The sequence below is a fragment of the Longilinea arvoryzae genome, assembly GCF_001050235.1.
Taxonomy (GTDB): domain Bacteria; phylum Chloroflexota; class Anaerolineae; order Anaerolineales; family Anaerolineaceae; genus Longilinea; species Longilinea arvoryzae.
Genome location: NZ_DF967972.1, coordinates 1603779 through 1621931 on the forward strand (window position 1 = coordinate 1603779; position 18153 = coordinate 1621931).

Here is an 18153-nt window from a genome sequence, read left to right on the forward strand (position 1 = left end):
CACGCCGACGGCCACGGCTACACACACACCGACCGCCACTGCGACCAATACGCCGACGGCGACCTTCACTCCAACCGCTACGGCCACGCACACCCCAACGGCCACGGCTACACACACACCGACCGCCACTGCGACGCACACGCCGACGGCCACAGCCACACACACACCGACCGCCACAGCAACGCATACTCCAACAGCGACCTTCACTCCAACCGCTACGGCCACGCACACCCCGACCGCCACGGCAACGAACACCCCGACGGCAACCTTTACGCCAACTGCCACGGCGACGAATACGCCCACAGCTACGTTTACCCCGACTGCGACCGTGACGAGCACGCCGACGGCCACCGTAACCCCCACGGTTCCGGTTCCGACGGTTGTGCCGGCGCCTCAACAGCCCTGCGTCCAGTGCCTTATCTTCCACACCTTCCGGGATGGGAACCTGGAGATCTACCGGTTGGATGGCATTGAAGGCCAGCCCGGCTACAAGCTGTACAACCTATCCAAGAGTGAGTCGGTCGACAGCCGCCCCAGCCGTTCGCCAAACGATACCACGATCGTCTTCCAGAGCAACCGCAACGGAAACGTCGAGTTGTACACCACCAACCTCCTGGGCAGCGGTCAGGCCGTTCGTCTGACCAATACGACATCCAACAACACCAACCCAATGTATGGCCCTGACAGCCGCACGATCGTCTATCAGAGCGATCGCAACGGCAACAGCGATATCTTCACCATCGACCAGAAGACGCTCGTCGAACGGCAGTTGACCACCAACCCGGCCGAAGATATCAACCCGTTCTTCTCTCCGGATAAGAATTGGGTGGTCTTCCAGAGCAATCGCAATAATAACTGGGACGTCTTCGCGCTCAACCTCAGCACCGGTAACGAATACCAGATCACGAGTTCGCCCGCGAACGAGACCTTCCCGGCCTGGTCGCCCAATGGAAAACAGATTGCCTTCCTCTCCGATCAGGACGGAGGCACCAACCTGTTCGTGGTCGACACCGACGGCGGCAACCTGATCCAGATCACGACGGATGGCATGACGAACAATGCCGTCTGGTCGCCCGAAGGTTATCGCCTGGCCTACCAGTCTGAACGGAACGGTAACCTGGACGTGTATTCTTACGACCTGAAAGCCAAAAAGGAATACCGCGTAACCGATTTCGAAGGTCCGGACAGCGGCCCGACCTGGGATTGTGGCGGCAATAATCTGGCCTTTACCTCCACCCGTGACAACAACCCGAATGTGTTCATGGTCTTCTGGAAGGGTGGGACAGCCGGCAACATGACGATCGATCCTTCCACGGATAAATGGTCACAATGGCGTCCTTCCAACGACATCTCCAGCACCGGTTACTAACCGGTTCCAGATAGCCAAAAGGGACCGTCCAGTTTTTCCTTAGGACGGTCCCTTCCTCATTCCAATGCGTTTTGCTTGACAATCTTGATGGATCCGTGTCTTTGATGAAATTCCAGGTCAAACCATGCAAATCATAGCCCTGCTTATTGCCTCTCTAATTCCATTGTTGGCGCTGTATTTGATCTACAAGCTGGATTTGTACAAGACTGGCAATTTTCGCTCCGTGTTGATCTGTTTTCTGGCCGGGGTGGTGGGTTTCTGGGCAGCTTCGATGATCAACCGGACCACGATCAGCCTGGGTTGGCTTCCACGAACCAGTGTCGTCCGCTATTCGGCTCCGGTCGTGGAGGAGATTTGCAAGGGCCTGGTGCTTCTTTATCTGGTGCGCCGCCCGAATTTTACTTACTTCGTGGAAGGTGCAATTTACGGTTTCGCAGCCGGAATTGGTTTCGCAATCTTCGAAAATTATCAGTACATTTTGGCGGCCAGGGATGCCGGGCTTTCGGTGGCCATCGGGCGGGTGCTTTCGACCAATTTGATCCATGCCACCACCTGTGGTTTGCTGGGGATTGCCCTGGGGCTGGCTCGCTTCCAACGTGGTTTTCGGGTTGCGCTGGTCAGCCTGGCGGGTCTGATGCTGGCCATGTTGCTGCACATCGGCTTCAACAACCTGGTGACGCGGGTCAATAGTGGTTTGCTGCTGGTCTACGCGGCCATCTGCGGATTGGGCGGGGCGGGCATCATCGCTCTGGCGATCCGGCGCGGGTTGAAAGAGGAGAAAGTCTGGATCGAAGAGACGCTGGGAATGGACGATCGGGTGACCGTCCATGAGGCGAACGCCGTTCAAAGCATCCAGAATGTGCACGAGATCCTCAAACCCCTGGCGCAGCGGTTTGGCGACAAGAAAGCCGCCCAGATCGAACGCTTCCTGATCATCCAGGCCCGCCTGGGCATTCTGCGAAAGTCGTTGGAAAAACTCAACGACGAACGCATGAAGCGCTCGGTGGAGGAACAGATGGCCCGATTGCGGATCGAGATGGACGCGGCCCGCCGGGATGTGGGCAGTTACGCCATGCTATATCTGCGCTATACCTTCCCTGAAGACGCCAGCCCATTATGGGGCCGGTTGGAAACCGCCATTCAGGAAAAAGCGGCGGCGCGGCCGGCGACCGGCGGCATCAATTTGTGGGCCAATCTCCAATCGCGCCAGGCCGAAAAGAAAAGTGAGACGCCTGCGCCATCCTCAGACACGCCTGCCTCCTGAGGAGGTGCCCTAAAACCAACCGGCGCATTGGTCCGGAAGATCGCGTTTTTCGGAAATAGGTGAAATTCCTGCAAGGCGAAAGGAGGATCCAGATGCATCCAGACGGTGCCGACCGCCATCCAGGGCGGGCACAGTCTATGCAACCGGAAAGGGTTATCGTAAAATTGATAGTCACCTGCAAGTTTATCGGCCGATCCACTTATGCTAGTATGGTTGAGATAATCAGGCGGGATTCTTAAAAATGAAATTGCCTGCCGCTTCCGGCCAGGAAAGTAAGATCAGCCACAAAGCGCTTCTTCCAATCTTGCGGTAGATCCGCAGTTCTTAAAGTGAATATCAGCATCAAGGAATGGCCTATGGGGAACATCGTATCAATTCACTCCTTCCGGGGTGGCACTGGCAAATCAAATCTGACCGCCAATCTTGCTGCGCAGGTTGCCATGGCTGGCAAACGCGTCGGGATTATCGATACGGATATCCAATCGCCGGGTATTCATGTTCTGTTTGGCCTCAACGAAGCCAAAATGGGCCATACTCTGAATGAATATTTGCGCTCGGAATGCGACATCCTGGATGTGGCTTATCCGGTCGGCGAGCATGGAAGTGAACTTCCCGGTCTGAAACAACTGGCCGGAAAGCAACTCTGGTTGGTGCCGTCCAGCATCAAGAGCAGTGAAATCAGCCGTGTGCTGCGGGATGGGTATGATGTCGCCCGCCTGAACGAAGGCATGCAGCGCCTGTTCAAGGAAATGAAGCTGGATTACCTGTTCATCGATACACATCCGGGGTTGAACGAAGAAACCCTGCTGTCGATCGCGGTTTCGGATATCCTGATGATCATCCTGCGCCCCGACCAGCAGGACTTTCAGGGTACTTCGGTGACCGTGGATATCGCGCGCGGTCTGGATGTCCCGAATCTTTTCCTGATCATTAATAAGGTGTTGACCCGGTACAATTTCGCCCAGATTCGCGAGCAGGTTGAAAAGACTTATCAAGCGGAAGTTGCCGGGGTTCTGCCGCTCACGGAAGACGTGGCAGACATGGCCAGTGCGGATATATTTTCGCTACGCTATCCAGATCATCCCTGGTCTCGATCGCTGCGCGAAATTGCAAAAACTATCATGGAAACTGCCTAAAGAGGTGTCATATGCAATGCTGGGTATGTGAAAAACCGGCGCGCGCCGCCTGTTTTTTCTGCGGTCGTTTTGTTTGCAAAGAGCATGCCAAGACCATGCCGGCTTTCCTGGCCATGTTCCTGGGATCGAATTCGACTCCCAAAGGCCTGGCTGTAGCAAATGTCATCTGGTGTGGAATTTGCGAACCGCAGCCCGAGCCCATCGGCATGCCTGAGTTGTGGTGACCCCTCTGTGGAGGTCCAAATGACCATTTTCGACAGGCTGCAACGTCAGCTTGACATCCAGAAACGCGAACAGGGCATCAGTGCACTGGAACTCATGGACTTACCTCCGAATTTACGGCGCATCATGAAGCTCATGCTGCGCGAGATTGTCATTAAATATGACCATCTGGTGCAGGTAGCCGCGGAGTTCCCTCAGGCCAACCGCATGACGCGCGAAGAATTGGACGGTGCGTTGGCGACCCTGGTCGAGCAGAACTGGTTGATCACCAACGGCGAGGGAGAATTTCTAAGTTATCGGGTTAACCTGCGGCGCAAGGCCGGCAGTGCACTGGATCAGGATATCTGGGCTGCTCTGAATGATCGGATTGCAAAATCATCCGCGCAGCACACCGATCAGCAATGAAGGGAAAAATCCTTCTCAATTTGCATTGAAATTTCAGAGGGAGAATCGAACCTATGGCAAAAATTATCTCCGTGCATTCGTTTCGTGGCGGGACCGGAAAATCGAACACCAGCGCCAATCTGGCTTCGATTTATGCTATGGAAGGAATGCGTGTCGGCGTAGTGGATACGGATGTTCAATCGCCCGGCATCCATGTCCTGTTCAACCTGGATGAAGCTCAAATGGCGCATTCACTCAACGACTACCTGTGGGGCAAATGTACCATTATCGATGCCGCAGTCGATGTGACCGCGAACCTGAAAAGGAATATTCCGGGCAAGATTTACCTCATTCCTTCCTCGATCAAGGCGGGTGAAATCGCCCGTGTGCTGCGCGAAGGGTACGACGTCGGCCTGCTGAACGATGGCTTTCAGAATTTGATCTCCGAATTGAACCTGGACATGCTGGTGATCGATACGCACCCGGGTTTGAACGAAGAGACCCTGCTCTCGATTGCCATCTCGGACGCGCTGGCAATCATCATGCGCCCCGACCAACAGGATTATCAGGGCACCAGCGTCACGGTCGAGATCGCCCGAAAGCTGGGCGTCCCCACCATGTACCTGGTCGTGAATAAAGTGCCGCAGGCTTTCGATCAAAAGCAGTTGAAGACCAAGATCGAGAATATCTACAACTGTGATGTCGCGACGATCATTCCGCACTCGGATGAGGTCATGACCCTGGCCAGCGCGGGTATTTTCACGATGGAATACCCTGATCACCCCATCAGCGCTCTGTACAAGCAACTGGCGGCCCGGCTGATTGCCTGATTGACGATCAGTTCTTAAGCCAACGCACGTGATGCCATTGCCCCGGAGATCTCTGTCGCACAAATGGAAAGAGGGCAGAATGTATGCGCAGTTGATACGCGAGTTGGAGCAAGTGTCCCCGATCACCAGGGACGTCGAATTGAACGTCACCAATTTATTGTCATTTCCTCCCGCCGTCAGGCAGTTCATCACCTGGATCATGCGCCAAAAATTGGTTCAGGTCAACAGCGTCACCAGTTTTCTCGACCAGGATGAGCCCACCAGCCAGGCTTTGATGGATTTGCTGGTGCAAAAGGGGTTGGTGGAGGAAGAACGGTCCGCGAAAGGACTTCAATACCAGGTGCCGGTTCGCTCTTCCCGAAATTACCGGGTGCCGGAACGGATCTGGAAAGCGCTGGACGAATGACAGCCGATTGAGGCAAGTATTTATGTCACCCGAGGAATGCGCCGATGAACCATTCGCGCAATCCTCAATCGCATTGAAGCAAGAACTTCACGTTCCACACAAAACCGAGGGGTATGCTGTCATTAAAGGGTCGCGGATCTGCTTTTCAAGCGGGTGAACTGAAAGTCGTTTTGATTCTGGGATTCTTACTGTTGGGAAATTCCCTGGCCCGGCAGGTGGCTGGAATTGTCGGCCTCAGCGGCTTCCTTTCGGCCAGCGGGGTGAACTCGATGCTGCTGGTCATGGCCATCGATTACCTGATTGTGCTGGCCGTCAGCGCGGTCCAATCCCTGATCGTGGATAAGTTCGACCGGAAAAAGCTGCTGGCTGGCATTTGCCTGGTATTCATGCTGGTCTTCATTTGCCTGCGGATGCTGTTCCTGTTCCACGCTCCGGAATGGCTGAGTTATGCCATCATGTACCTGGTGGCGGAACAGCAGTTGATCTTCTTCCCGCTCATTTTCTGGGTGCTGGCCAATGACATCTGTAACATGGCCCAGAGCAAACGTCTTTTCCCGGTCATCTCAAGTTGGAGTTTCGTCGGCAAGATCCTGGGAATAGGCGTTGCGGCAGCTTCACCGGCGCTTTTTGCGAAGATTGGAATTCCAACCGAAGAAATTCTTACGTTGAATGTCCTGATCTATCTGATTGCCTTTTTGCTGATCGTTTTCGGCCTAAAGAATCAAGAGATTCGGAAAACAACCCAGACGAAGGAAACCGTTCGCGAAACGATGGCTGAAGGCTGGGACTTCATCAGTAACGTGCCTTCCTTCCGCTACCTGATCATCGCCATCCTGGCCATGGCAGTCTGCGATACGATCGTCGAATTTCGCTTTCTGGTCATTTCCGATGCCTCTTTCCCGGGGCAGGGCGCTTACCAGCAGTTCTACAGCCTGTACCGCCTGGGCGCGACCCTGTTGTCTTTCCTGATGCAGACGTTCTTCACCAGCCAGATCATTTCCCGCCTGAATTTGAAGAATGTGTTCTTTATCCTGCCGACCGTGACTCTCCTGGGTTCGGTGGGCATGTTCTTCCTGCCGGGGTTATCGATGGCATTGGTGGCGATGGTATCTCTCAAACTAATGCGCGAGACCGTCGACGAATCATCCCGGAAGTCATTCGAGGCGCTGGTGCCCGAAGAACGGCGTGGACGGGTCAGCACCTTTATGGATAGCTACCTGCCCGCAATCGGCACGGTCGCGGCCTGCCTGGTTACCGGAATCATCGTTTTGTTGGGCCTTGGATTTGGGCGGGACCTTTCGGGAGTCTATATTGCCGTGGCGATTGCCGGGGCGATTGGCGCGATCTGGTCGATCGTAAAGATGCGCACCTGCTATGACAGCAGTTTGCTCAACTGGCGTTTGAAGCGTCGCCAACGCGGTATGGCCGCGGACCTCTTGGATAAATTGACCTTCTAATCCTTTTCACCGGAGCATGAAGATATGGGCACTGTAGCATTGAATGTAAAGCCGTCTCAGAGAGTTTTGTTCTTCAGCCTGCGATGGAAACTCCTGCTGGGATTCACATTGGTATTCAGCGTGGTGTTTGCCGCAGCTTTCTACTGGTTCCTGACCTATTCCACCAATACGGCGTTGGATAAAATCCAGAACGATTTGGAGAATACGGTCAGCGGCGCTGCCAAAGGTGTAAACACGGAGGAATTGTTAGCGCTGGCAAATGAAGGCGTGCCCAATGCGGACGGTTTTACGGATGACCCACGTTTCCAGGATCAGCTCAACTGGTTGGACACGGTTCATCAGATCGAGCCGCGCGCCTGGCCCTATATCTACATCCCGGGTAAGGAAACCAACGAGATTATCTACGTGGTCGACCTTTTTGCGCGCTATGACGCCAACCGGGCGACCACCTTCCTCAAGCACAAAATCAGCAAGGGCTTTTCGTTGGCCGGCCTGAAGGAAATGACCATTCGAACCACGGATGGAAAATTCGATACCTACGAGGATGAATATGGCTCGTGGGTCTCGGCCTACACGCCCATTCGGGATGCCCAGGGCAAAATTGTGGGCGCGATGGGGATGGACTTCGAGGCCAGTTATGTCAACCGGGTCCGCCAGGCCATCCTGGATAAAATCGTGGTCGCCTTCGCCATTACTTATTTGACCCTGTTCGTACTGGTCTACCTGGTTTCACGCACGTTGACCTCCCCGATCCGCAAACTGACCCGGGTGGCCGAAAAAATCAGTGAAGGCGATTACAACCAGGATTTCGCGCAGATGATCCACGAGCGCTTCCCGGATGAAATCGATACGTTGACCTCGGTATTTGGCGTGATGGCCAGCAAGATCTACCAGCGCGAGCAATCCCTGCGCGCCCAGGTGGAGCAATTGAAGATCGAGATCGACGACGTCAAACGCCAGCGCCAGGTGGCCGAAATCGCCGATACAGATTTCTTCAAGGAATTGAAATCGAAAGCCATTCTGATGCGCCAGCGGCACGCCACTTCGAGTTGAGCGCGTCCGCCGGAATGCCCCGCGGCAGATCCGGATCCGCCTTAGAACACGACCCTGCTCAAGCAGGACTTGAGTGGGGGATTCACAGGTAAAACAATGGATAGAAGCATCGAACCCTCCCATTGCACCCAAAAGCCGCCGGTTGTGGTGATTTATAACAACCTGGAAACTTTCTATCCATTTCTATCCCGCTTCGAGGATCCGAGCATCCTTGAAAAGCGCAAGTACCGCGGCGACCGGGCGCTTTTCTGGCTGGGCAGCCAGAAACTGGTCATTGCCAGTTCCTCGATTCCGGACGCGGAGAGGCTTTGCCAGCTCTATGGGTATAAAGGGACCCGTTCGATCACGCCCCGGAAACCGAGCTATCAGTTAAGCCTGGATATCCTGAATGATCCGCAGACGGTGGCGCACATCGTTCAACTTGCCGGGCCGGGTAAAGCCATTCGGCTGATTCCGTATGCTGCCACGCGTGAGATGTATCGCCTGGCCCGTTTTCTACGCGAAACCTGTGGCCTGCGCGTTGATTTACCAGAGAGCCCGGCTGAAAAGGACATCGAAATCCGCGATTTCTATGATACCAAGCTGGGTTTTCGCCGGGATGCACCGGATTGGATTACCGAGTCCGTCCGCCTGCCGCGAGGCTTCGGCGTGCAAGACCGGCATTCCGCCAGTGAGGCGATTACCTGGTTTCTGATCCGCGGATTGGATTGCATGGTTAAGCCGGATCGCGGCGAGAGCGGCCTGGGCATTCAATACTTCGACCACCACGTGGCGCATCCCAACCTGCTGGCCGAACTGCAATCCAATGCCTTTTGTCCAGGCGAAAGTGTCCTCGTGGAAGAATACATCCGCCCCCAGGCCGGGCTTTCGCCATCTCTGGAACTCTTCGTACCCCCGCTCGGTTGCGGCGAACCGTTCATCACCTATCTTTCCAACCAGCACTTTGGGCAGTTGGGTCGTTTCAGCGGGGTCATCATCTCGAAAAGCTACTTGGAGGCGAATTGGTATGCTCCGCTGGCTGAAAACGGCCTGCGAATCGCCAGCCAACTGCAAAAGTTGGGTTATGTCGGCAACTTCGACCTGGACACGGTCATCGACCAACAGGGCCGGGTCTACCTGCTGGAAATCAACACGCGCCGCACCGGGGGGACTCACGCCCACGAGTTCGGCCGGTTCGCCTTCACCGACCGTTATCTTGAGGATGTGGCCCTGTTCAGTTCCAACCAGGTAAAGGCGGCCGGCGTCTCCTCCCTCGACCAGCTCTTCGAATTGTTGTCTCCCGTGCTGTTCCCAATCTGCTCCGAGAAGCGCGGTGTGGTGATTACGGTTTCATCCACCCTGAAATCCGGCGATTTCGGCTGCCTGATTGTGGGCGAAAGCATTGCCGACCTGATGGAGATCAAGCAGGAAATGGAATTCCTGCTCCATCCGGTCGTTCAAGTTCAGTAGACCCGGAAAAATCACTGAGAGGAATGGAAGATAATCATTCCCTGTCCTGATCTTTTTCACCGGTCGGGTAGACAACTGAAGACATCGAAACATGCCAAATTACCAAAAACGCCCGTCACCGGGCGTTTTTGGTTTTAACATCCCCGAATTTCTTTTTTCTTTACACCGTCTTAACTTTCATATGAGTATAACCGTTTGAGAGTTGGAGGTTTCTCAAATGCGTGATCTTGTTTTGATCGTCTCATTACTCTTGTTCTTCGCTCTTTCGTTCCTGATGATCAAGGGAATTGAGAAGCTAAGGGATTGACGATGACGTTTCTCTATGTGATTACCGGCGTGGTTGCCTTTCTGTTGCTGATCTACCTGTTTGCAGCTTTGCTCAAACCGGAGAAATTCTAATGACGCTCACAGGCTGGTTCCAAATCATATTATTCGTCCTGGTATTGGTTTTGTTGGTTAAACCGGTCGGCCTCTATATGGCGCGGGTATACCAGGGCGAGCGCACCTTCGTATCCCCGATCCTGGCGCCGGTCGAGCGGTTCATTTACCGAATCAGCGGTGTGCACCCAGAAGAGGAGATGACCTGGAAAGAATACGCTGTCGCTTTACTTCTTTTCAGCCTGTTGGGTATCCTGCTTTTGTTTATTCTGCTTCGTGCGCAAAACGGATTGCCCCTGAATCCTGGTGGAATGAAGGCGATGCCTTCGGATTTGGCTTTCAACACTGCCGTCAGCTTCGTTACCAACACAAACTGGCAAAACTACGGCGGCGAATCCACGCTTTCCTATCTTTCTCAAATGCTCGGATTGACCGTTCAAAACTTTCTGTCAGCCGCCTCCGGGCTGGCGATTGCCATGGCTTTGATCCGCGCATTCGCGCGCCACAATGTACAGACACTGGGTAATTTTTGGGCGGACCTTACGCGCAGCGTTGTGTATATCTTGATTCCATTGTCCATCCTGTTAGCGATGATCCTGGTTTCACAAGGAGTGGTCCAAACCTTCTCTCAATCGATCACTGCCAATGTACTCCAGCCATCCACGACCTCAGGTGGTGAGACGATCCATCAGCAGGTGATCGCAGTTGGCCCGGTGGCTTCCCAACTGGCGATCAAGCACCTGGGCACCAATGGCGGTGGTTTCTTCAACGCCAATGCCGCTCACCCCTTCGAAAATCCAAATGCGCTGACGAATTTCCTGCTCATCCTTGCCGAGACCCTCCTCCCCGCGGCGCTGACTTACACCTTTGGCAGGATGGTCGGGGATACAAGGCAGGGCTGGGCGATTTTCATCGCCATGATGATCTTGCTATGCGTTTTTGCCGGATTTGCTTATGCATCGGAATCGGCGGGGAATCCAGTGTTCTCGAAACTGGGAGTGGATCAAGGTGCCACAAACATCAATCCGGGCGGCAACATGGAGGGCAAGGAAGATCGGTTTGGAATTGCACCTTCCACGCTGTTTGCTACCGTCACGACGGCCACATCCACCGGCGCCGTGGACAGCATGCATGATTCCTACACGCCGCTGGGCGGATTGGTTCTGCTCTTGATGATGGAATTTGGAGAGGTGGTTTTGGGTGGCGTTGGTTCCGGCCTGTACGGCATGCTGGTCTTTGTCATCGTGGCAGTTTTCGTGGCCGGGTTGATGGTCGGCCGGACCCCCGAATATCTGGGAAAGAAAATCGAACCTTTCGAGATGAAAATGGCGGCGTTATTGATCCTGATCATGCCGATTGTGGTATTGGGCCTGACAGCTCTGGCGTCGGTGACCGGCGCCGGACAGGCGGCCATCAGCAACCCCGGGCCGCATGGGTTCAGTCAAATCCTGTATGCCTTCACATCCCAGGGAAACAACAACGGCAGCGCTTTTGCCGGACTTTCCGGAAATTCGGCTTTCTATAACCTGACCGGCGCGGCGGCCATGTTGATCGGGCGATTCTGGCTGGCAATCCCGACTCTGGCCCTGGCTGGATCGCTGGTTTCGAAAAAGAAAGCCGTCCCCGGCGCGGGCACCCTCTCGACCACATCCCCCCTGTTTATTGGCTGGCTCATTGCCATCGTCATTGTGGTCGGAGCGTTGAATTTTGTTCCGGCCCTGGCTTTGGGGCCGGTCATCGAGCATTTACTGATGATAGGCGCTTGAATATGAGAACGTTGCGGAAGAATTCCAGTACTTTTCGAAGGGAGCTCTACCAACGGGCGTTTCTGGATGCATTTGTGAAATTGAATCCACGCCGGATGGTGCGTAATCCCGTGATGTTTGTCGTTGAAGTTGGCAGTGTTCTAACGACCGGCCTTTGGATTCAATCTCTCCTGGGTAAGGGCGAGGCTTCAGCCTGGTTTGTAGGAACGATCTGCATCTGGCTATGGTTCACGGTGCTGTTCGCCAACTTTTCTGAAGCGCTTGCCGAAGGGCGTGGAAAAGCTCAGGCAGAATCGCTGCGCCGGACGCGCAAGGAAACGAGCGCAAAGAGACTGTCTCAAATTCCGCGAAAAGGAGAACATCCGGGTAAATATTCGACCACTCCATCTTCGGCTTTGCGCCAGGGAGATCTATTTCTGGTTGAGGCTGGCGATATTTTGCCTGCGGATGGGGAAATTGTCGAAGGCATCGCCTCTGTCGATGAATCGGCGGTGACGGGCGAATCCGCGCCAGTCATTCGCGAGTCGGGTGGTGACCGCAGCGCCGTAACCGGTGGAACCCGCATCCTTTCGGATTGGCTGGTCGTAAAAGTAACCGCCAACCCGGGTGAAGGCTTCCTGGATCGGATGATTGGCCTGGTCGAAGGCGCAAAACGGCAAAAAACGCCGAATGAAATTGCCTTGAGCATTCTACTGGCTTCTTTTACGATCATCTTCTTGATTGTGTGTATCACTTTGCTGCCTTTTTCGCTCTTCAGCATTCGAGCGGCCGGGCAGGGGACGCCGATCACGATCACCGTGCTGGTGGCGCTTCTGGTGTGTCTCATCCCGACCACGATCGGCGGTCTGCTTTCCGCGATCGGCATTGCCGGAATGGACCGCCTGATCCAGCGTAATGTCATCGCCCTTTCCGGTCGCGCGGTGGAAGCGGCAGGCGATGTCGACGTCTTGCTGCTGGATAAAACAGGCACGATTACCCTGGGAAACCGGCAAGCCGTGGATTTCATACCGGTTGGAAATATTGAACCGGATTCGTTGGCCGAGGCAGCCCAATTATCTTCCCTGGCGGATGAGACCCCGGAAGGCCGGTCTATCGTTGTCCTGGCGAAGGAAAAGTACGGGCTGCGAGGTCGGACATTGACCTCGACCGATATCGCTCCACAGGGAATGAAATTTATCCCGTTCACCGCTCAAACCCGGATGAGCGGGGTGGATTTCGATGGTTCCTATATTCGCAAGGGATCTCCAGAGGCCATGTACCAGTACCTGGAATCGAATGGCACCTCAGCGTTCACCGAACTGTCCCAAATTGTCGATTCGATCGCACGCAGCGGGGGAACCCCGCTTGTGGTTGCGCGTAACAGCGTTCCCCTAGGCGTCATTCACCTCAAGGACATCGTCAAAGGCGGGTTGAAGGAACGATTCTCTCAGCTTCGCCGGATGGGTATTAAAACGGTGATGATCACCGGCGACAACCCGCTGACCGCCGCCGCGATTTCCGCCGAAGCCGGGGTGGACGATTTCCTGGCCCAGGCCACGCCGGAGAAGAAATTATCGCTGATCCGGCAATACCAGGAAGCCGGAAAACTGGTTGCAATGACCGGAGACGGGACAAATGACGCTCCTGCCCTGGCCCAGGCGGACGTGGCGGTGGCCATGAACACCGGAACGCAGCCGGCGCGCGAGGCGGCCAACATGGTGGATTTGGATAGCAATCCAACCAAGCTCATTGAAATTGTCGAGATTGGCAAACAACTGCTCATGACCCGGGGTTCACTGACCACATTCAGCATCGCCAACGATGTATCCAAATACTTCGCCATCATTCCGGCAGCTTTTGCTTCGACTTATCCACAATTAGGGGCGCTCAACTTCATGCACCTGACCTCCCCGGAGAGCGCGATCCTTTCGGCGGTGATTTTCAATGCTTTGATCATCATTGCCCTGATTCCGCTGGCGCTTAAGGGAGTGCCTTATCGGGCGGTGGGCGCTGAACAATTGCTGCGTGATAACCTGCTTATTTATGGCCTGGGTGGGTTGATTGCCCCATTCATTGGGATCAAATTGATCGATTTGCTACTCGCGTTCCTTGGAATTGTCCATTGAACACCAGGAGATGTGAAGATGAAAACCTTACGTGTACTGCTTGGCTGGGCTCCTCCGATTATTCTGGCCGGGATTTTCCTCGGTGGATTATTCTGGGAGGAAAAACTGAAGATCAACCTGACTGACCACAAATTGGTCGCGATCGGTTTCTTGCTGATCTTTTTCTACTTACTCAATCGCTGGATCGATCTGAGTGAAAGAAACTACCTGGCGTCCAGAAATTTAAACAAAGACGACGATCACTATCTGGAGATTCATTTTCTGGATGAGGAAAGTCGTTCGGAGAAAAGCAAATGATGAAACAGCTCAGACCCGCGTTCACCCTCCTGATTACCTTCGCGATTCTGACCGGGTTGATCTACCCATCCTTGATCACCGGTCTGGCGCAGTTGATCTTCCCCAACCAGGCCAACGGCAACCTGATTATGCTGGATGGACGGACCGTTGGGTCGGCTTTGATTGGACAACAATTCGATGCCCCCGAATATTTCTGGGGAAGGCTTTCAGCGACGACCGGCGTTCCTTATAACGCTTCCGCTTCGGGTGGATCGAATTACAGCGCCTTGAACCCGGATTTACAAAAACAGGTTGAGACGCGTCTTCGCGACCTGAAGAACGCCGACCCGGAAAACAATTTACCGGTTCCGGTCGATCTGGTAACTGCTTCGGCCAGCGGTCTGGACCCGGATATCAGTGTTGCAGCCGCGGAATATCAGGCTGCCAGAGTGGCAGGTGCACGCGGGCTTTCCATCGATCAGGTTGATGCGTTGATCCAGGAATATACCCGCGGCCGGATATTTGGCGTGCTTGGCGAGAAAACGGTCAACGTGCTCGAGATCAATCTCGCATTGGATGGGATACAATAATTTTATGACCGAAGATTTCAAACGCCCGAATCCGGATGAACTGCTCGCCCGCCTCCAATCGGAAGAAGCGCACGCCAAACGTGGGAAGCTCAAGATCTTCCTGGGATACGTTGCTGGAGTGGGAAAAACATACGCCATGCTCGAGGCGGCCCATGAGCGTCGGGATGAAGGCGTGGATGTCGTCGTTGGTTATGTTGAGACGCACGGGCGCAAGGAAACCGAAGGGTTGCTATCCGGCCTTGAGGTGATTCCAAGACATGAGACGGAATATCGCGGGATCCGTCTCACGGAAATGGATCTGGATGCCGTCATTGAAAGGCATCCGCAGATTGTGTTGGTGGATGAACTTGCGCACACCAACAACCCGGGTTCCCGGCATCCCAAACGTTACCAGGATGTTGAGGAGATCCTGAATGCCGGGATCGATGTTTATTCGACGGTCAACATCCAGCATCTCGAAAGCCTTTCGGATGTGGTTCAACAAATTACAGGCGTTTCGGTCCGAGAGAAAATCCCCGACCGGGTGATCGACGAAGCGGATGAGATCGAATTAATCGATTTACCGACGGACGAATTATTAAAGAGACTCAAAGACGGCAAAGTCTATATTTCCGATCAGGCCATGCGCGCACTGCAGAAGTTCTTCCGCGAGGGGAACCTGACTGCGCTGCGCGAGCTCTCGCTACGGCGGGCGGCAGACCGTGTAGACAGCCAGATGCTGAGCTATATGCAGCGCAAGGCGATCGCAGGGCCCTGGCCGGCGGGTGATCGCATTTTGGTCTGCATCAGTTCGCACCCCATGGGAGAACGGTTGATTCGTTCCGGCCGCCGCCTGGCGGATGAACTGAATGCGGAATGGTATGTACTTTTTGTCGAAACGCCGCAACATCTGCATATGCCGGTCGAGAATCGGATTCGGGTGCAGCGGTTTCTCAACCTGGCTGAAGAATTGGGCGCCAAAGTCGATAGTGTTTCCGGAAACTCTGTGGCTGAAACCGTGCTTAATTTCGCCCGCGAGCATAACGTAACCAAAATCGTCGCCGGTAAACCGCTGCGCTCGCGCTGGTATGAGTTATTGCGGGGTTCCGTCATCGATCAAATCATCCGCAACAGCGGAACGATCGACGTCCACGTCGTCAGCGATGTTGCGCCCACGATTCCGATGGAAAAACCGAAGAAGGAGCTGACCTATAAAGCCCTCTGGCGATATGGTCTGAGCATCTTGCTCTTAATTGGAGTCACCGTATTCGGAAAAATCATTTTTCGGTTCCTGGATCCGACCAACCTGATCATGGTCTATCTCCTGGCCGTCGTGATATCAGCGGTCTACCTTGGGAGGGGGCCCGCAATTCTCGCTTCGGTGATCAGCGTATTGGTGTTTGATTTCTTCTTTATCAATCCAATTTTTTCGTTTACCGTAAACGATACTCAATATTTATTAACATTTTTTGGCCTCCTGATTGTTGGATTGATCATCAGCAATTCGGCAGCTCTCTTACGCGATCAGGTCAATGCACTGCGAAATAAAGAACGACAGGCTCAAGTGTTTTTAACCCTCAGCCATGAATTGACGGGGGCGGTCTCTTTGGATCAGGTGGTTGAAATTGCCACACGATCGATTTCATCGATTCTGGATAGTAAAAGCGTCATTCTCCTGCCTGAAAAAGGAAACCTGGTCAGTAAATTTTCTTCGGAGGGTCTTTCTCTTGACGAAAACGAGCTGGCGATGGCTGAATGGTCCTACAAACATGCTCAATCCGCCGGCCAGGGCACGGATACACTTCCCGCGGCGGCCATGCGTTTTGTGCCGCTGAGAACAACCCATGGATCCATTGGCGTGATCGGAATCAAACCGGATGGCACTGGAAATACGTTGACCAGCGAAAAACGCATGATCCTCGAGGGCTTGTCGCATTTCATTGCTCAAGCCGTGGAGCGCGTCAACCTTGTCGACGCAGCCACACAAAGTGAAATGCTGCGTAACACGGAAAAGCTTCAATCTGCGCTGCTGAATTCGATTTCACATGAATTGCGCACGCCGCTGGCTTCCATTACCGGGGTGCTGACATCTCTGGGAGAATCTGAAAAATCCCCAAAGCTCTCCAGAAGATTGGATACGAGGACGAAAATCGAATTGCTGGATTCAGCGACGGATCAGGCGCGGCAATTGAACCTGCTGGTTGAGAATTTATTGAACATGACCCGGCTCGAAGCTGGCAGTGTTCGCCTGAATATCGGACTCTGCGACCTTCAAGATCTGGTTGGGTCGGTGGTACAGCAATTTACGACACGATTGATGGATCATCCCCTTGACCTGGAGATCCCGGATGATTTGCCGATTATCAATTGTGATGCGATCTTCATCGCGCAGGTGATCTCGAATCTCTTGGATAACGCCTGTAAATACTCACCGTCTGGATCTCCGATTACCATCGGGGTAACCAGAAAACCTGAGGATATTGAAATCTTCATTCGCGATCAGGGGATTGGAATTCCCGAGTCAGAATTGGGCAAAGTATTTTCCAAATTCTATCGCGGCAGCCAACACAATAATACAACCGGGACGGGGTTGGGTCTTTCCATCTGCAAAGGAATCGTCGAAGCGCACGGCGGATGGATCAGAGCCGAGAAGAATCCGGATCAGGGGATGACCTTCCGTTTTAGCCTGCCATGCAAAATTGGGCAAGAGGGCCGAAATGAGTGAACGAACTCGAAAAATTCTAATCGTGGACGACGAGGCCGAGATTCGGCGCTTTTTACGAGCCTCACTCAACCTGTATTATCACGAGATCATCGAGGCGGAAAATGGATCGGAGGCTTTGGATTTAACTTATTCACAAAAGCCCGATCTGCTCATCCTGGATTTAGGGCTGCCGGATATCGATGGAGTGGAAGTAACCCAGCAGGTGAGGGCGATGAGTACCGTGCCCATCATCATTCTATCCGTGCGAGATAGTGACAGAGATAAAATCGAAGCCCTGGATGCCGGGGCAGACGATTATCTGACAAAGCCATTCAGTATGGGCGAATTGTTGGCGCGGGTGCGGGTGGTTTTACGCCGCCTGGAACCCGAGATTTCAAAAACCATTCTGAAGACAGATGCCCTGGTATTGGATATCCCGCGTCACCGGCTGACTCTGGCCGGCAAAGAGGTCGCCCTGACGCCAACCGAGTTCGACATCCTGGCGGTCTTGATGCAGAGCCGGGGCGTGGTTGTCACCCATCGACAGTTGATTCATCAGGTTTGGGGGAGCATTTATGAGGATGAATCGCGCCTGTTGCGGGTAAATATCAGCAATCTTCGGCATAAAATCGAGATCGACCCAAATCGACCGACTTACATCATCACCGAGTTGGGGGTGGGCTATCGCTTCAAGGACGTCGAGGAAGGCTGATTTTTTCTTGAAGAAATCGATAGAAGAATATCACCCAACCGGGCTGTTCTCTTGTGGGCCGGTCGCGCATCCG

Annotated in this window: 17 protein-coding genes; all 17 read left to right on the forward strand. The window is 54.0% G+C overall.

The genetic code is table 11. From position 1 onward, the window contains the following. The coding region (locus LARV_RS07145) for a TolB family protein (protein WP_172797806.1) at positions 1-1369 on the forward strand (1369 nt) is incomplete at its 5' end. A 124-nt stretch (positions 1370-1493) separates the two neighbouring features. Then, positions 1494-2633, forward strand: coding sequence for a PrsW family intramembrane metalloprotease (locus tag LARV_RS07150; RefSeq protein ID WP_075072988.1), 1140 nt, complete (start codon positions 1494-1496; stop codon positions 2631-2633). A 356-nt stretch (positions 2634-2989) separates the two neighbouring features. Beyond that, positions 2990-3769 carry a MinD/ParA family ATP-binding protein gene (locus LARV_RS07155; protein WP_075072989.1) on the forward strand — a complete coding sequence of 260 codons (780 nt, stop codon included), beginning with the start codon at positions 2990-2992 and terminating at the stop codon, positions 3767-3769. 11 nt (positions 3770-3780) lie between these two features. Further along, positions 3781-3993 carry a hypothetical protein gene (locus LARV_RS07160; protein ID WP_075072990.1) on the forward strand — a complete coding sequence of 71 codons (213 nt, stop codon included), beginning with the start codon at positions 3781-3783 and terminating at the stop codon, positions 3991-3993. Positions 3994-4012: 19 nt separating this feature from the next. Next, positions 4013-4396 carry a hypothetical protein gene (locus LARV_RS07165; RefSeq protein WP_075072991.1) on the forward strand — a complete coding sequence of 128 codons (384 nt, stop codon included), beginning with the start codon at positions 4013-4015 and terminating at the stop codon, positions 4394-4396. Between the two features lie 53 nt (positions 4397-4449). After that, the gene (locus LARV_RS07170) at positions 4450-5205 is read left to right on the forward strand and encodes a MinD/ParA family ATP-binding protein (RefSeq protein WP_075072992.1); all 756 of its coding nucleotides are present in this window, start codon (positions 4450-4452) and stop codon (positions 5203-5205) included. Positions 5206-5284: 79 nt separating this feature from the next. Continuing rightward, positions 5285-5611 (forward strand): hypothetical protein, encoded by a 327-nt coding sequence (locus LARV_RS07175; protein ID WP_075072993.1) that lies wholly within the window; start codon positions 5285-5287, stop codon positions 5609-5611. Between the two features lie 113 nt (positions 5612-5724). After that, positions 5725-7068, forward strand: a complete 1344-nt coding sequence (locus LARV_RS07180; protein WP_075072994.1) for a hypothetical protein — start codon at positions 5725-5727, stop codon at positions 7066-7068. A gap of 24 nt (positions 7069-7092) precedes the next feature. Then, on the forward strand, positions 7093-8121 hold the full coding sequence (locus tag LARV_RS07185; RefSeq protein ID WP_083522398.1) for a HAMP domain-containing protein: 1029 nt from the start codon (positions 7093-7095) through the stop codon (positions 8119-8121). Between the two features lie 96 nt (positions 8122-8217). After that, complete coding sequence (locus LARV_RS07190; RefSeq protein WP_075072996.1) at positions 8218-9570, forward strand: hypothetical protein; 1353 nt, start codon at positions 8218-8220, stop codon at positions 9568-9570. Between the two features lie 309 nt (positions 9571-9879). Further along, positions 9880-9969, forward strand: coding sequence for a K(+)-transporting ATPase subunit F (kdpF, locus tag LARV_RS07195; protein WP_075072997.1), 90 nt, complete (start codon positions 9880-9882; stop codon positions 9967-9969). Next, positions 9969-11714 (forward strand): potassium-transporting ATPase subunit KdpA, encoded by a 1746-nt coding sequence (gene kdpA / locus LARV_RS07200; protein ID WP_075072998.1) that lies wholly within the window; start codon positions 9969-9971, stop codon positions 11712-11714. Before kdpF ends, kdpA begins: the two co-directional genes overlap by 1 nt. A gap of 2 nt (positions 11715-11716) precedes the next feature. Next, a complete protein-coding gene (gene kdpB, locus LARV_RS07205) occupies positions 11717-13819 on the forward strand; it encodes a potassium-transporting ATPase subunit KdpB (protein WP_075072999.1) in 2103 nt (700 codons plus the stop codon). A 12-nt stretch (positions 13820-13831) separates the two neighbouring features. After that, positions 13832-14116: a hypothetical protein gene (locus LARV_RS07210; protein ID WP_152031743.1), complete on the forward strand. Its 285-nt coding sequence runs from the start codon at positions 13832-13834 to the stop codon at positions 14114-14116. Beyond that, positions 14113-14685 (forward strand): potassium-transporting ATPase subunit KdpC, encoded by a 573-nt coding sequence (kdpC, locus tag LARV_RS07215; RefSeq protein WP_075073001.1) that lies wholly within the window; start codon positions 14113-14115, stop codon positions 14683-14685. The genes LARV_RS07210 and kdpC overlap by 4 nt, the downstream gene beginning before the upstream one ends. Positions 14686-14689: 4 nt before the next feature. Further along, positions 14690-17389 carry a sensor histidine kinase gene (locus LARV_RS07220; RefSeq protein WP_075073002.1) on the forward strand — a complete coding sequence of 900 codons (2700 nt, stop codon included), beginning with the start codon at positions 14690-14692 and terminating at the stop codon, positions 17387-17389. Next, complete coding sequence (locus LARV_RS07225) at positions 17382-18080, forward strand: response regulator (protein WP_075073003.1); 699 nt, start codon at positions 17382-17384, stop codon at positions 18078-18080. The genes LARV_RS07220 and LARV_RS07225 overlap by 8 nt, the downstream gene beginning before the upstream one ends. The last annotated feature ends 73 nt before the right edge of the window (positions 18081-18153 follow it).

What these genes read in the sequence shown, in the direction of transcription:
- LARV_RS07170 (WP_075072992.1), top strand. Translation starts at nt 4,450, where the DNA reads ATGGCAAAAATTATCTCCGTGCATTCGTTTCGTGGCGGGACCGGAAAA.
- LARV_RS07185 (WP_083522398.1), top strand. Translation starts at nt 7,093, where the DNA reads ATGGGCACTGTAGCATTGAATGTAAAGCCGTCTCAGAGAGTTTTGTTC.
- kdpB (WP_075072999.1), top strand. Translation starts at nt 11,717, where the DNA reads ATGAGAACGTTGCGGAAGAATTCCAGTACTTTTCGAAGGGAGCTCTAC.
- kdpA (WP_075072998.1), top strand. Translation starts at nt 9,969, where the DNA reads ATGACGCTCACAGGCTGGTTCCAAATCATATTATTCGTCCTGGTATTG.
- LARV_RS07160 (WP_075072990.1), top strand. Translation starts at nt 3,781, where the DNA reads ATGCAATGCTGGGTATGTGAAAAACCGGCGCGCGCCGCCTGTTTTTTC.
- LARV_RS07180 (WP_075072994.1), top strand. Translation starts at nt 5,725, where the DNA reads ATGCTGTCATTAAAGGGTCGCGGATCTGCTTTTCAAGCGGGTGAACTG.
- LARV_RS07150 (WP_075072988.1), top strand. Translation starts at nt 1,494, where the DNA reads ATGCAAATCATAGCCCTGCTTATTGCCTCTCTAATTCCATTGTTGGCG.
- kdpC (WP_075073001.1), top strand. Translation starts at nt 14,113, where the DNA reads ATGATGAAACAGCTCAGACCCGCGTTCACCCTCCTGATTACCTTCGCG.
- LARV_RS07165 (WP_075072991.1), top strand. Translation starts at nt 4,013, where the DNA reads ATGACCATTTTCGACAGGCTGCAACGTCAGCTTGACATCCAGAAACGC.
- kdpF (WP_075072997.1), top strand. Translation starts at nt 9,880, where the DNA reads ATGACGTTTCTCTATGTGATTACCGGCGTGGTTGCCTTTCTGTTGCTG.
- LARV_RS07155 (WP_075072989.1), top strand. Translation starts at nt 2,990, where the DNA reads ATGGGGAACATCGTATCAATTCACTCCTTCCGGGGTGGCACTGGCAAA.
- LARV_RS07175 (WP_075072993.1), top strand. Translation starts at nt 5,285, where the DNA reads ATGTATGCGCAGTTGATACGCGAGTTGGAGCAAGTGTCCCCGATCACC.
- LARV_RS07190 (WP_075072996.1), top strand. Translation starts at nt 8,218, where the DNA reads ATGGATAGAAGCATCGAACCCTCCCATTGCACCCAAAAGCCGCCGGTT.
- LARV_RS07225 (WP_075073003.1), top strand. Translation starts at nt 17,382, where the DNA reads ATGAGTGAACGAACTCGAAAAATTCTAATCGTGGACGACGAGGCCGAG.
- LARV_RS07220 (WP_075073002.1), top strand. Translation starts at nt 14,690, where the DNA reads ATGACCGAAGATTTCAAACGCCCGAATCCGGATGAACTGCTCGCCCGC.